This is a genomic window from Ruegeria sp. K11, from assembly GCF_056531905.1.
Map to the genome: position 1 here is coordinate 263,017 of NZ_JBQFMP010000005.1, position 13,920 is coordinate 276,936.

Here is a 13,920-nt window from a genome sequence, read left to right on the forward strand (position 1 = left end):
GGTCAGTATTATTGACTTTAAATTCTGATCCGCTAGCGTGCCTTTCAGGCACGAGGGTTTGGCCAATGGAAACAGGTTTTGCGACGCGCGCTGCACGAATGAAAGCGTCAGAAATCCGCGAGTTGCTCAAGGTGTTGGAGCAGCCGGGAATCATTTCTTTCGCAGGTGGCATTCCGGACGCCGATCTGTTCCCGGCCGAGGCTTTTGCCTCTGCATTCCAGTCTGCGTTGACGGCCCGGAACAAAGCGCAGGCGTTACAGTATTCCGTGAGCGAGGGGCATCCGCCTCTGCGCGAGTGGATTGTCGATTACATGAATCAGATCGGCGTGAGCTGCGGGATCGACAATGTGCTGATCACCTCGGGCTCGCAGCAAGCGCTCGACTATCTTGGTAAGCTGTATCTTTCCGCTGGTGATACTGCTCTGGTCGGCTGGCCGACCTACCTGGGAGCGTTGGCGGCGTTCAATGCTTACGAACCCCGGTTCGACCGGCTGAGCATCCACGGCAACCGCAGAGCTGAAGAATACAAGGCTGCTGCTGGCGAAGGTTCGGTGAAGTTCGCCTATCTCTCTCCCGACTTTGCCAACCCGACAGGTGAAACGGTCGACCGTCGCGGGCGTGAAACCTTGCTCGACCTCGCAGACGACCTGAATTGCGCCGTGATCGAGGATGGGGCCTATCAGTCATTGCGCTACGACGGCCCCGCCATTCCGCCGGTTCTGGCGTTGGAGGTCCAGCGAAAGGGTTCGATCGAGGCCTGCCGCACGATCTATTGCGGGAGTTTTTCCAAGACGCTGTCGCCGGGTCTGCGGGTGGGCTGGGTTGTTGCGGCCAGACCGATTATTTCTCAGTTGGTTCTGTTGAAACAGGCGGCCGATCTGCATTCGGCAACGATCAACCAGATGGCCATTGCACAGGTGGCGAACAGTTGTTTTGAAACCCATATACCAACGCTGCGGCGCGTCTATGGCGCGCGGCGGGATACGATGCTGCAAGCGCTGCGGGCGCATATGCCCGACGGAGTCGATTGGACCAGACCCGAGGGCGGTATGTTCATATGGGTGACGCTGCCCGCCGGAAAAGATGGTGCTGCTCTTTTGCGGCGGTCGCTGGATACAGTCAAAGTGGCATTTGTACCGGGGCAGGCATTTTTTCCGGACGGGTCCGGAGAAAATACCATCCGCCTGAGTTTCTCGAACTCCGATGAGCCGACAATCCGTGAAGGCATTCGTCGGTTGGGCGAAGTGTTGCGTGCCTGAGGCGCGAAAGGTTTCATTAACCATCGTGCGGCTAGAAAGGCGGCATGATCCGTCTGTTCGCATTTCTGTTGCTTGCCGCCTGCTCGGGCGCTTCGCCTCATTTCCGGGGCCTGCCCGCGACGCGGGTCGAGGTCAATGGCAGCGTTTTCGATGTCCGCGTGAATGATGCCTTGGCCGAGGCAGTGCGCGTGAACCCCCAATACGCTCCGCGTTTGGGCCCGATCCGCGACCGCGCCGTTTTGGCCATGGCGCAGGTTTCGGGCTGCCCTCTGCTGGACGTTCTGGGTGATGCCGCTGTGACCGTGGGGGTGTTGGGCTGCGATCAGGAACTTGGAGAGAAGTTGATTTTTGGCGCGCTCATGATGCGATCCTATGAATGCGTCAACTATGGCTATTCGGGCGGCTACGGCTATCAGGTTTTTGAATGCACGCCGTATTGAGTTTTGCAAATCCATGCGTGGAATTGCCAAGATGTTGTGGATAACTCGGGTGAATGATCCATATCCTGCGCAATCACGTTGACACCTCGCCCATCCCTTGCGCAGAATTTGTAATCAGAGGAATCATACCAAGAGCAGCCATTGCGCTTTAGCAAACTCAAACTGACCGGCTTCAAAAGCTTCGTGGACCCGACCGATCTGATCATCGCGGACGGGTTGACCGGTGTGGTGGGTCCCAATGGCTGCGGCAAGTCCAACTTGCTTGAGGCTCTGCGCTGGGTGATGGGCGAGAACCGCCCCAAATCCATGCGCGGTGGCGCGATGGAAGATGTTATTTTCGCCGGGGCCGCTACAAGGCCTGCCCGCAATTTTGCCGAGGTGGTCCTGACCATGGACAACTCGGAACGTCTGGCGCCTTCGGGTTTCAATGACAGCGACCAGTTGGAGATCGTGCGCCGCATCACCCGCGATGTGGGCAGCGCCTACAAGACCAACGGCAAGGATGTGCGGGCCCGCGATGTGCAGATGCTGTTCGCCGATGCCTCGACCGGGGCGCATTCGCCTGCGTTGGTGGGTCAGAACCGCATCGCCGAGCTGATCAACGCCAAACCCCGCGCCCGCCGCCGTATTCTGGAAGAGGCGGCCGGTATCTCGGGTCTCTATCAACGGCGGCACGAGGCCGAGTTGAAGCTGAAAGGCACTGAATCCAACCTGACCCGCGTTGATGACGTGCTGGAGCAGTTGGGCGGTCAATTGGCGCAATTAGCCCGTCAGGCCCGTCAGGCCGCCCGCTATCGCGAGATTGGCGAACAGTTGCGGCAGGCCGAAGGGATGCTGCTCTATCGCCGCTGGAAAGAGGCCGACATGGCCCGCCAACAGGCCGAGGAAAAGCTGCGCGAGCGTCTCACCGAAGCGTCACGCGCCGAAGCCGCCGCCCGCGAAGCTGCCGCCAAGCGCGCCCGGATCGAAGAGACCCTGCCACCCTTGCGTGAGGAAGAGGCCATCGCCGCCGCCGTTCTGCAGCGCCAGATGGTGCAGCGCGATCAGCTGAGCGATCAGGAAACCCGCGCCCGCCAGACCATTGAAACGCTGACCAACCGCATCCAGCAGCTTGGTAAGGATATCGAACGCGAATCCGGCCTCAATCGCGATGCGGGTGAGATGATCGAACGGCTGGAATGGGAAGCCCGCGAGCTTGCCAAAGCCGCCGAAGGTTATGACGAAAAGGTCACAGAGGCGGCCGAGATCGCCCGCGAGGCTGCGTCGGTCCTGCAGGACCGCGAGGATCACCTTTCGCAGCAGACCGAGGATATGGCCCGTCTGGTCGCCCGTCACCAATCGGCGCAGCGATTGGTTGAAGACAGCCGCAAGACACTGGCCCGGTCCGAGGGCGAAGAAGAAAAAGCCCGCGCCGCCGTGGATGAAGCGAAATCCGCCCTGACCCGCGCCAGCGAAGCCTTCCAGACGGCGCAGGAGGGTGAGGAAGAAGCCCGCGAGGCGGCTGAGGCCGCCGAAGAAGCGCTCGCCGCTGCCGATGAGTTGCGCAATGAAACGCAGGCGCGCGAGGCTGAGGCGCGCGCGAAACGGTCAGAGGCCGAGGGCGAACTGGGCGCGATCCGGGCCGAGACAACCGCACTGGCTAAGTTGGTCGAACGCGACACGGCTGAGGGCGGGCAGGTGCTGGACCTGCTGCGCGTGGCACCGGGATACGAAAAGGCGTTGGGCGCGGCTTTGGCCGATGACCTGCGCGCGCCTTTGGTCGAAGGCGACGGGCCATCGGGCTGGGTGCAGGTTGCAGGCTATGACGCCGATCAACCGCTGCCCGATGGGGCCGAACCGCTGGCCCTGCACATCTCCGGCCCCGACCGCCTCAGCCGCCGCATTGCGCAGATTGGTCTGGTCGACGCAGATCAGGGCGCACGCCTGCAAGCCTCGCTGAAACCCGGTCAACGTCTGGTCTCGCGCTCGGGCGACCTGTGGCGCTGGGACGGGTTCCGCGCCTGGGCCGAGGATGCCCCAAGCGCCGCCGCCCTGCGTTTGGAACAGCTCAACAAGCTGGAAACGCTGAAACAGGAACTCGCCCGCACCGAGGCGCAAGCTGACGGGGCCCGCGCTGCGCATGAGGCGCTGTCGCAGCAACTGGCCGACGTGACCGAAGCCGACCGCCGCGCGCGCGAGGCCCGCCGCGCCGCCGATCAGCGCATGGCCGACACCGCGCGCCAGCTGAGTCGGGCCGAGGCGGATCGCAATCTTGCGCAGGGCAAGCTGGAAACCCTGACCCTCGCCGTCGACCGCCACAAAGAAGACGCCATGTCTGCCCGCGCCCAACTGCGCGAGGCCGAAGGCGCGTTGACCGGTCTGGGCGATCTCGACAGCGCCCGCGCGCAGGTCGAAGACATCAAGCAGACGGTCGAGGCCGCGCGGATCACCATGCTGACCCACCGCTCGACCCATGACGAGCTGCGGCGTGAGGGCGAGGCCCGCACCCGGCGTAGCCAAGAAGTCACCAAAGACCTCAGCGGCTGGAAGCATCGTCTGGAAACCGCAGAGAAACGCATCGCGGAGCTGGCCGAACGCAAGGAAAGCTCGGAGGAGGAACTGCAAGAGGCCATGGCCGCCCCCGGCGAGATTGCCGAGGCACGCGAGGAACTGAATGAACTGATCGAAACAGCTGAGGCCCGCCGAGCCGAGGCCGCCGACAAGCTGGCCGAGGCCGAGACCGCGCAGCGCGAGGTGGTGCTGGCCGAACGCGAAGCGGAACGTCAGGCCTCGGAAGCGCGCGAAACCCGCGCGGCGGCTGAGGCGCGCTGTGACGCGGCCAAGGAAAGCGTGATGGCGGCGGCAGAACGCATCGCCGAGGATCAGCAACTGACGCCCAACCAGTTGCTGAACCAGTTGGACGTGAACCCCGATCAGATGCCTGCCGCCGATGCGCTTGAGTCCGAGGTAAACCGCCACAAACGTCAGCGCGACGCCATGGGTGCGGTGAACCTGCGCGCCGAAGAAGACAGCAAAGAAGTTCAGGAAGAATTCGACACCCTGAACGGCGAAAAGGCCGATCTGGAAGAGGCGATCAAAGCCCTGCGCAGCGGCATCGCCAGCCTCAACCGCGAAGGCCGCGAACGCCTGCTGACGGCGTTCGAACAGGTGAATTCCAACTTCGCCATGCTGTTCAAGCACCTCTTTGGCGGTGGTGAGGCTAATCTGGTCATGGTCGAAAGCGACGATCCGCTGGATGCGGGGCTTGAGATCATGTGCCAACCGCCGGGCAAGAAGCTCTCGACCCTCAGCCTGCTGTCGGGCGGCGAACAGACCCTGACCGCCACCGCTCTGATCTTTGGCGTCTTCCTCGCCAATCCGGCCCCGATCTGTGTGCTGGACGAGGTAGATGCGCCGCTGGACGATGCCAACGTCACCCGGTTCTGCGACCTGTTGGACGAGATGTGCCGCCAGACCGACACCCGCTTTCTCATCATCACCCACCACGCCGTGACCATGGCGCGGATGGACCGACTGTTTGGTGTGACCATGCAGGAACAGGGTGTCAGTCAACTGGTCTCGGTTGACCTCAAGAAAGCCGAGCAGATGGTCGCCTGACCGATAACCGCATCGTTATGCCTGTTGCAGGGCGCTTCGGGCTAGACTGCCCGCATGACCCGCTATCTGATCCTTGTTCTGCTGGCTGCCAGCCCCGCGATGGCCGCCGAATGGGCCACCAAACCCGGCGATATCCCGTTATCCGCCGAGGAACTGAACGGTCTGGCTGGCCGCACCCTGACCTTTTTCGACGACGGTCAGTCCAAATACTCGGCTGGAGGGGCCTATTCCTACACCTACGCCAGCGGAGAATCCGCCTTTGGCACCTATTCCATCGCTGAGGATGGCAGCATCTGCATCGCCTATCGCAACGGCTTCGAACGCTGCGACCTGTATGTGCGCAGTGGCGAGCGGTTGATCTTGATTGATGAGAAGGGGAACCGGTATCCGGTCAGGCCGGAGTGACGTCTCTTTCAAAAGCCTCGGGTTCTGCCGCCATGTGCAAGTATGGCGCATCCCAAATATGCCGACCTTCTCTGATTGCTTCTTAATTTAGCGTACAGTTACCAGAGCGCGGGAAGGTGCGGATTAACCTCACTCCGATTTGTTTCAGTGGCTGCGCTTCCTTTCGGAGTGTGGATTGAACAAAAGAGTGAATTTCTCCTTGTTCCAATTCGGATGCGTGCGCGAGATCAATTGCGTCTTTGATCTTTTGCCGGATCAGCGGAGTTGCAGCTTCGCGCCCTTTGGCATGATAAACTTCCAAATCCGCGATCCTCCAGACAACAAATACCGTAATGTTGCATCCATCAATCATTTCGGAGCTTTCTTCGCCTACGTATCTTTCAGGTATGGTTTCCTCAATAATTACGTTTTCCAGCAATGGGGTACAAAAGTGCGTTCCGGGTCCCAGCTTGCGCTTAATGCCGCCCTTGCGATCAAGCACAAGCGCTTCGCTCTGAGGTGGGACGTTCACGCGCCCACATCTGGACGTTGTAGTTTGGGCCAGTGTCAGATGTGGTAGCGACGACAGTAAGATAAATAGACCAGCAATGCGTAACAGTTTGAGTTCCTCAGAAAATGAATTCGCGACTATCGTAAAGGGTGTATGACTGCCTTTAGGGCACATGGCAAGACTGGCACCTTATTCCTGTTTTTTGTCCATTCTTTTCTGCTTTAACTGGTCTACGAATGCTCAGTTTTGTTTGGTCGTGCCAGAAACTCCCAATCTGTTACAACCGCCCCAACAACTCCACCGTCGGCCATGCATCCGCAGGTAGGCCCAGCCGCCCCTGCTCGGCCTGCACGGCAGCCCGCGTTCCTGCGCCCAGAATTCCGTCGATCTTGCCGACATCATGCCCGCGCGCCTGCAGCTTGCTTTGCAGCTGTGTCATCTGCGCACCCGACAGGCCCGGTGCCGGGTTACCTGCATCATAAATCTGTCCACCCTCCAGCCGCGTCCCGAAATAGGCGGCGGTCAGGACATAGACAAAGCTCTGGTTCCATTCGAAATAGACGTCGAAATTCGGATAGGCCAGAAACGCAGGCCCTTTGTGCCCCTGCGGCAGGATCAGCGAGGCGGGCAGGTTCGCCAGCGATCCGCTGCGCGCCTTGACGCCCATCGCCTGCCAGTCAGACACGGCGCGCGACTTGCCCGGACCGGACAGGGACCAGTCCATATCCGCAGGCACCGTCACCTCTTGGAGCCATGGCTGGCCCGGTTGCCAACCCAGATGCGACAGCATCTTTCCCCCCGACATCAGCGCATCAGGGGCCGAAGTTTTCAGCGAGACCTTGCCGTCCCCATCCCCGTCCACGCCGTTCTCCAGAATGTCCTGCGGCAGCATCTGAACCATTCCGATCTCACCGGCCCATGCGCCCGTGGTGCGGGCAGGGTCAAAATCGCCCTGATCGTACAGCTCGATGGCGGCGAAGATTTGCGGCCGGAACAACTCGGGGCGGCGGCAGTCATGGGCCAGAGTCACCAGCGCATTACGTGTGTTGAAGTCACCCTGAAACGCGCCGTAATCGGTTTCGAACGCCCAGAAGGCCAGCAGCACGCCGCGCGAGACGCCGTATTCCGCCTCGATCCGGTCAAACACCGCGTCGTATTTCTGCGCCATCGCCTTGCCCCGGTCGATCCGGTTTTGCGAGATCAGGCGGCGTGAAAAGTCGATGAAGGGTTTCTGAAACACCCCCTGCGCCCGGTCGGCTTTCAGCACCGCATTGTCCTGCTGGACGCCTTGGAAGAAGGCGTTGACGGTTGCGGCGTCATAACCACGATCGGCCGCCTCGGATTTCAGGCCCTTCACGAAGGCATTGAACCCGCCGCCGCATTGGGCGAAGGCGGGCGAGGCGAACAGGGCGGTGGCCACGAGGGCAGAGAGAAAGCGCATCCGGCGTCCTTCAAAAGATCAGGCTGACCCCAACCCACACCGAGATCAACCCAAGCGCAAGCCCCCAGACGCGCCACAGCATGTCACATGCGCGGAAAATCCCCGCCGCGCCGATGTCACGCGGGGCATCGCCGTTGACCCAGGCCAGCTCACGCATCTGCCCGTCATAGCTGCGCGGCCCGGCCAGCGCGACGTTGAGCGCCCGCGCCATGGCGGCCTCGGGCCAGCCTGCGTTTGGTGAGACGTGACGACGGGCATCCGCCACCATCTCGGCCCAGCGAGACCATTGGCCGGACAGCGCCACGATCAGCAGGAATGTCAGCCGCGCCGGGATCAGGTTCAGCAGATCGTCCAACCGTGCGGCGGCCCAGCCGAAGGCCGCGTATTTGTCATTGCGATAGCCGATCATGCTGTCTGCGGTGTTGACGGCCTTGTAGATCAGCAGCCCCGGCAGCCCCCCGATCAGAAACCAGAACGCCGGAGCAATCACCCCGTCACTGAGGTTTTCTGCTGCGCTTTCGATGGCGGATCGCGCGACCTGCGCCTCGCTCATGTCGCGCGTGTCGCGTGAGACGATCATTGCGACCTGCGCCCGCCCCTCGGCCAGCGTGCTGCGCAGGCCGTCGCCTACAGCGCGCACATGCTCGACAAGTGATTTCTGCGCCAGCAGGACTGCACAAATCACGATCTCGGCCACCGGTCCCAGCAGCGCAAGAACCCGACCCAGAGCAAACGCGCACAGCACCAGCAGCAAAACCACTGTGAACCCCTTCAGCCGCCGCTGCGTGCCTTGGTTCATGCGCTTATCCAACCAGCCAATAGTGTTTCCGATCATCACCGCCGGATGGCGAAGGCGCGACCACAGCCAGTCGGGTTCGCCCAAGGCGGCGTCCAGACACAGTGCGCAGATCAGGACGAAGGCGGTGCTCACAGCGCGGCCTCCAGCCGTGCCCAGCCATCGGCGGGCGGCAGGCCGAGGCGCAGATACGTTGTGGAATAGGGGAAGATGCGGCTCCAGATATGCGCGTGGGCAAGGCGATCCTGCCACGCGGCGGCGTCATCCACCTCATAGAGTCGGAACAGGCTGGTGCCGCCGACCAGATGCGCGCCCTTGGCCAGCACAAGCTGGTCCAATCGCGTCGCCTCATTCTCCAAATGCACCCGTGTGTCCTCGGCCCAGTGCACATCGCGCAACGCCTGCGCGCCGATCCGCAGGGCGGGGCCGGAGACCGCCCACGGCCCGGTCAGATCGTTCAACCGCGCGATCAGGTCGGGATGGCCAATGGCAAAGCCCAGCCGCAGACCTGCCAGCCCCCAGAATTTGCCAAAGCTTTTCAGCACGATCACGCCGGGCCGTTCGGCCAGCCGCACCAATGACGCCTCGGGCGCGACATCGCAGAAGCTTTCATCGATAACAGTGAGTGCGGCATTGGCATCTGCCTGTTGCCAGAGGCGGCCATCGGGATTGTTAGGATGCACGATCACGCGCGCCTCGGCCGGGCCGGTCTCCTGCACCTGCCAGCCCTGCGCCGCAAAGGCTGCCGCGTGTTCGTTATAGGTGGGCGGAGTGATCTGGACCCGGCCCGCCGCCGCCAGTGCCGGGATACGCGCAATCACTGCCGAAGCCCCAGGCACCGGCAGAATGGCCGCCCCGTCCGGCACGCCCCAGAAACTGCGCGCGGCATCCGACAGCCGTTCAAACGCGCCATGATCAGGCAGTTCCATCCAATCCGCAGGCTGCAGCCCCGCGACCGGGTAAGCGTGCGGGTTGATCCCGGTCGACAGGTCGATCCAGTCGCCCCGCGCGCCGCCAAAGCGCGCCATGGCTCCGTCCAACCCGCCGCCATGATCGCGTGCGCCCCGGGGATTCAATCTGTCTACCGTTTCCACCATCTGCCCCTGCCGGAATCGCCAAGTCTTGCTGCTTCAAGCGGATTTTTGCCGTTCGCACAAGCGAATCCGCCGGATCACCGTTCTGTGCGGCTGTCGTTAACACTTTGTTAAGGAAATCGCGTGATCACGGATCACAAGGGTCGGCACCTACTCACCCATATCACGTGCCGAGGTTGTTGCAAATGAAAGTACTGATTGTTGAGAGTAACCCCGATCTTGGTCGGGTCTGGCAGCGGCATCTGCAAAGGCAGGGCGCCGAGGTGACCTTGGTCGGAACGCAAGAGGCGGCGATCCTCGCGTTATATGGCACTGATTTTGAGATCATCGTGCTGGATCTGGTTCTGGAAACCGGCAGCGCGCTGGCGGTTGCCGATTTCGCCAGCTACCGCCGGCCCGACGCGCGGGTGATCTTTGTCACCAACACCACCTTCTTCTCGGACGGGTCCATCTTTGCCCACAGCGCCAATGCCTGCGCCTATGTCCAAAGCTCGACCCCGCCCGAGGATCTGGCGGCCATGGTGGAACATTACGCCGCCGGACGCTGATCCCTTCCGTGCGGTTCCGCGTAATCCAGCACCGGGTTCACCGGGATGATCCGGTGCGGATTGATGCTTTCGTGACTATAGTGGTAGTGGCGCACGATGTGGTTCATGTTGACTGTCTCGGCCACGCCCGGCCACTGGTACAGCTCTCGCGTATAGGCCCATAGGTTCGGATAATCGATCAACCGCCGCTTGTTGCATTTGAAATGCAGGTGGTAGACCGGATCGAACCGGATCAGCGTGGTGAACAGCCGCCAGTCGGCTTCGGTCACGCGATCGCCCATCAGATAGCGGTTGCGGGCCAGACGATCCTCAAGCCAATCCAGCGTGTCGAACAGCGGGTCGATGGCGGCGTCATAAGCCTGTTGCGAGGTGGCGAAACCGCATTTGTAGACCCCGTTATTGACGTCTGAATAGATGCGCGCGTTCACCTCTTCGATCGCGTCCCGCATCGCCTCGGGCCAGTAATCGTCTGAGTTTCCGGTGATCCCGTTGAAGGCCGAGTTGAACATGCGGATGATCTCGGAGCTTTCGTTCGAGACGATGGTCTTTTCCACCTTGTCCCACAGGATCGGCACCGTGACCCGACCCGAATAGTTGGGATCGGCGCGGGTATAGATCTGGTGGGCAAAATCATGTCCGAACAGCTTGTCGCCTGTGGCGCCATGAGTGTCCGTTTCAAACGTCCAGCCCTTATCCAGCATGTCAGGATGCACGACCGAGACCGAGATGTGATTGCTCAGCCCCTTCAGCGCTCGGAAAATCAGGGTGCGATGTGCCCAGGGGCACGCGTGAGACACATAGAGGTGATAGCGCCCCGATTCAGCCTCGAACCCGCCACGTCCCGAGGGGCCGGGCGCGCCATCGGCGGTGATCCAGTTGCGAAATTGCGCAGCCGAGCGTTTGAACGCCCCGCCGCTGGATTTGGTGTCATACCAGGTGTCATGCCAGACGCCCTCAACAAGCAGGCCCATCGTTTGTCCTTTCGCTTTGCGATTGGGGCAAAGATAGGACGTCGCAGCTGATGTTCCTATTTCACCGCGCGCGCATGTGGCCTGCACCCACGCACAATCCGGGATTGTTGCGCAACAGATCGCGCCTTGTCTGGATCACGTGACGCAGTTCACTGGATTTTTACAAATTCTGGTCCACAATAGAGAGTGTTAAGGGGGGAAGTTTGTTATGAGTACCTATGTTTCAAAGGAAATTCGCGCTGAATTGGATGCAGCCCGAATCGCGACCCTGAAGAAATCCAGCCGTTTGCGGGTGGAAATGGACGACAATACCTTCAAAATTTTGACATTGTGGAAGGATGGATTCACCGTCGAGGCTGAAACCACACCTCGCCTGCGCGGGTTGGTCGATATCTACGACGGCGCCAATCACATGTACCAATGTCTGATCATCGCGGATGAGGAAGCCGCCGGGGAGATGCGCTATGAATTCAAGCGCAGCACCGTGGCCGCCGACAAAGCTCCGCTGGATTTCTATCGCGCGCCGGATGCGCCGATCGCTTTGTTGGGGGTTGACGAGTAGGGCGCTGCCCGACGGTCAGGCCGCCGGACCAGTATTACTGCAAATCGCTGAACGCAGCTTTTAGTCGCCTGCAGGCCTCTTCCACGCGCGCGCGTTGCGTGGCCAGATTGAATCGTTCGAACGTTTCGCCCCCCGTGCCGAAGCCGGGTCCAGATGAGGTGGCGATGCGGGCGTCTTCGCGCAGGCGACGCACAAACTCGGCGTGATCCATCCCGGTGCCCGAGAAATCGACCCAAGCCAGAAAGGTCGCCTGCAGCGGCATCGACCACAAGCCCGGAATTTCGGCGATTGCGGCGTCGAACACGCTGCAGTTCTCGGCCAGATGCGCGACCTGCGTGTCGACCCATTCCGCACCTTCGGGGCTATAAGCGGCGGTAATCATCGCCACCCCCAGCGCGCTGGGGTCATAATCCAGCGTCTGCAACCGGTGCCGCATCTCAGCCCGCAGTTTGGCGTCGGGGATGATCAAGTTGCCGGTGCGCTGGCCTGCGATGTTGAATGTCTTCGATGCCGCCGTCAGCGTCACGGTCCACGCCCGCGCATCCGGTACGGCCACATCCATCGGCACGAAGCTATGGCCGGGATAGACCAGATCGTGGTGAACCTCGTCGGACACAAGGATCAACCCGTTGCGTTCGGCAAACGCCGCCACCGCGCGCAACTCCTCTGGTGTCCACACCCGACCCGAGGGGTTCTGTGGCGAGCACCACAGCAGCAGTTTCTCGGACCCGTCCAGCCGCGACTGCGCATCGTCCAGATCCAGCGCATAGGTCTCGCCGTCCCGCACCAGCGGGCATTCCACCACGCGGCGGCCCGCCTTGTTCACCTTATGCGCAAACTCGTGGTAAACGGGCGAGAAGATCACGATCCCGTCCCCGGGCTCGCTCCAGACATCCAGACACAGCGCAATCGCATTGCCCAGACCCTGCGAAGTCAGAATCCAGTCGGTGTCGATCTCCCAATTATGGCGAGTCTTCATCCACCACTGGATTGCGTTCAGATAGTCCGGGTGCGCCCATGAATAGCCAAACGCCCCATGATCCGCCACCTTGCGCACCGCCTCGATCACGCAAGGCGCGGTGGCATAGTCGGAATCGGCGGTCCACATCGCCAGCCCATTCTCGGGCGAGACGCCGTACAGACGCTCCATCTTGTCCCATTTCGAAGACTGTGTGCCCCGGCGGTCGATCAGGTCGTTGAAAGTCATGTCATCTCCATCTGTCGAGGCGAAAGCTAACCTCAATTCCGCCATGTGCAAGGGGGCCGTTGCGGTGGCGGGCGCGATGGCCTAAATCAGCCCCATGAAACGCAATATTCTGATCCATCCCGACCCCCGCCTGAAAAAGGTCTGCGCGCCGGTGGCCGACATCACCGATGACCTGCGCAAACTGGCCGACGACATGCTGGAGACGATGTATGACGCGCCCGGCATTGGTCTGGCCGCGCCCCAGATCGGTGTGCTGGACCGGTTGATCGTGGTGGATTGCGTCAAGGAAGAGGGCGAGGCCCCGCGACCGCTGGTGATGTTCAACCCCGAGGTCATTGCGTCGTCGGACGAGACCAATGTCTACGAGGAAGGCTGCCTGTCGATCCCCGAGCAATATGCCGAGGTCACCCGCCCCAAAACGGTGGACGTCACATGGTTGGACCGCGACGGCAATCTGCAACAGGAAACTTTTGACGATCTCTGGGCCACCTGCGTGCAGCACGAGATCGACCATCTGAACGGCAAGTTGTTCATCGACTATCTCAAACCGCTGAAACGCCAGATGATCACGCGCAAGATGCAAAAGCTGAAACGCGAAAAGGCCCGCACATGACCGTGCGGACCTGCCTGCCATGGCCCGACAAACGCCTGCGGACCAAAGCCGAAGACGTGCCCGAGATCACCGATGAGATCCGCGCCATCTGGAACGACATGATCGACACGATGGAGGCGATGCCCGGCGTCGGCCTCGCCGCGCCGCAGATCGGGGTGATGCTGCGGCTGGCCGTCGTTGATGGTTCGACCCAGCGGGGTCGGGCGGTGCGTCTGGCCAACCCCGAAATCCTGCACAGCTCGGTCGAGCTGCGCGAACATGATGAGGCCAGCCCGAACCTGCCCGGCGTCTCGGCCAAGGTGAAACGCCCGCGCGCGGTGACGGTGAAATTCCTCAACGAACAGGGCCAGATCGATCGCCGCGATTTCGTCGGGATCGAGGCCACCAGCGTGCAGCACCAGATCGACCACCTGAACGGGCGGATGTATTTCGACCGCCTCAGCAAGGTCAAACGCGACATGCTGCTGCGCAAGGCCAAGAAGATGGGGTGAAACCCC

The 13,920-nt window shown here is 61.5% G+C and carries 14 protein-coding genes; 8 read left to right on the forward strand and 6 right to left on the reverse strand.

Annotated elements, in window-relative coordinates; genetic code table 11:
• Nucleotides 1-65 precede the first annotated feature (65 nt).
• The 4 genes from ACR0K4_RS10325 (at nt 66) to ACR0K4_RS10340 (ending at nt 5,701) form a co-directional block, all read left to right on the forward strand.
• On the forward strand, nt 66-1,259 hold the full coding sequence (locus ACR0K4_RS10325; protein ID WP_480853888.1) for an aminotransferase-like domain-containing protein: 1,194 nt from the start codon (nt 66-68) through the stop codon (nt 1,257-1,259).
• A gap of 44 nt (nt 1,260-1,303) precedes the next feature.
• Nucleotides 1,304-1,699, forward strand: a complete 396-nt coding sequence (locus ACR0K4_RS10330) for a hypothetical protein (protein ID WP_480518502.1) — start codon at nt 1,304-1,306, stop codon at nt 1,697-1,699.
• A 141-nt stretch (nt 1,700-1,840) separates the two neighbouring features.
• A complete protein-coding gene (locus ACR0K4_RS10335; RefSeq protein ID WP_480853890.1) occupies nt 1,841-5,296 on the forward strand; it encodes a chromosome segregation SMC family protein in 3,456 nt (1,151 codons plus the stop codon).
• Nucleotides 5,297-5,350: 54 nt separating this feature from the next.
• Nucleotides 5,351-5,701 (forward strand): hypothetical protein, encoded by a 351-nt coding sequence (locus ACR0K4_RS10340; RefSeq protein WP_480853891.1) that lies wholly within the window; start codon nt 5,351-5,353, stop codon nt 5,699-5,701.
• Nucleotides 5,702-5,783: 82 nt separating this feature from the next.
• On the opposite strand, the gene ACR0K4_RS10345 is transcribed toward ACR0K4_RS10340, so the two are convergent.
• The 4 genes from ACR0K4_RS10345 to cobD form a co-directional block, all read right to left on the reverse strand.
• On the reverse strand, nt 5,784-6,212 hold the full coding sequence (locus ACR0K4_RS10345; protein ID WP_480853892.1) for an SPFH domain-containing protein: 429 nt from the start codon (nt 6,210-6,212) through the stop codon (nt 5,784-5,786).
• Between the two features lie 256 nt (nt 6,213-6,468).
• Nucleotides 6,469-7,632, reverse strand: a complete 1,164-nt coding sequence (locus tag ACR0K4_RS10350) for a lytic murein transglycosylase (RefSeq protein WP_480853893.1) — start codon at nt 7,630-7,632, stop codon at nt 6,469-6,471.
• 10 nt (nt 7,633-7,642) lie between these two features.
• Nucleotides 7,643-8,563 (reverse strand): adenosylcobinamide-phosphate synthase CbiB, encoded by a 921-nt coding sequence (gene cbiB / locus ACR0K4_RS10355; protein WP_480518512.1) that lies wholly within the window; start codon nt 8,561-8,563, stop codon nt 7,643-7,645.
• Nucleotides 8,560-9,525, reverse strand: coding sequence for a threonine-phosphate decarboxylase CobD (gene cobD, locus ACR0K4_RS10360; RefSeq protein WP_480518514.1), 966 nt, complete (start codon nt 9,523-9,525; stop codon nt 8,560-8,562). Before cobD ends, cbiB begins: the two co-directional genes overlap by 4 nt.
• Nucleotides 9,526-9,707: 182 nt before the next feature.
• Here cobD and ACR0K4_RS10365 point away from each other — a divergent pair, with 182 nt between their 5' ends.
• Nucleotides 9,708-10,070, forward strand: a complete 363-nt coding sequence (locus tag ACR0K4_RS10365) for a response regulator transcription factor (protein ID WP_480518516.1) — start codon at nt 9,708-9,710, stop codon at nt 10,068-10,070.
• On the opposite strand, the gene ACR0K4_RS10370 is transcribed toward ACR0K4_RS10365, so the two are convergent.
• The gene (locus ACR0K4_RS10370; protein ID WP_480853894.1) at nt 10,052-11,041 is read right to left on the reverse strand and encodes a glutathione S-transferase family protein; all 990 of its coding nucleotides are present in this window, start codon (nt 11,039-11,041) and stop codon (nt 10,052-10,054) included. The two genes, ACR0K4_RS10365 and ACR0K4_RS10370, sit on opposite strands and share 19 nt — an antisense overlap.
• A 208-nt stretch (nt 11,042-11,249) precedes the next feature.
• Here ACR0K4_RS10370 and ACR0K4_RS10375 point away from each other — a divergent pair, with 208 nt between their 5' ends.
• Nucleotides 11,250-11,603 (forward strand): hypothetical protein, encoded by a 354-nt coding sequence (locus ACR0K4_RS10375; RefSeq protein ID WP_480853895.1) that lies wholly within the window; start codon nt 11,250-11,252, stop codon nt 11,601-11,603.
• 34 nt (nt 11,604-11,637) lie between these two features.
• Here ACR0K4_RS10375 and ACR0K4_RS10380 read toward each other — a convergent pair whose 3' ends face one another.
• The gene (locus ACR0K4_RS10380) at nt 11,638-12,810 is read right to left on the reverse strand and encodes a MalY/PatB family protein (RefSeq protein ID WP_480853896.1); all 1,173 of its coding nucleotides are present in this window, start codon (nt 12,808-12,810) and stop codon (nt 11,638-11,640) included.
• A 94-nt stretch (nt 12,811-12,904) separates the two neighbouring features.
• Here ACR0K4_RS10380 and def (ACR0K4_RS10385) point away from each other — a divergent pair, with 94 nt between their 5' ends.
• Together def (ACR0K4_RS10385) and def (ACR0K4_RS10390) are read left to right on the forward strand one after the other, a co-directional pair.
• Nucleotides 12,905-13,423 carry a peptide deformylase gene (def, locus tag ACR0K4_RS10385; protein ID WP_170392632.1) on the forward strand — a complete coding sequence of 173 codons (519 nt, stop codon included), beginning with the start codon at nt 12,905-12,907 and terminating at the stop codon, nt 13,421-13,423.
• Complete coding sequence (def, locus tag ACR0K4_RS10390) at nt 13,420-13,914, forward strand: peptide deformylase (protein ID WP_480853897.1); 495 nt, start codon at nt 13,420-13,422, stop codon at nt 13,912-13,914. The genes def (ACR0K4_RS10385) and def (ACR0K4_RS10390) overlap by 4 nt, the downstream gene beginning before the upstream one ends.
• Nucleotides 13,915-13,920: the final 6 nt, after the last annotated feature.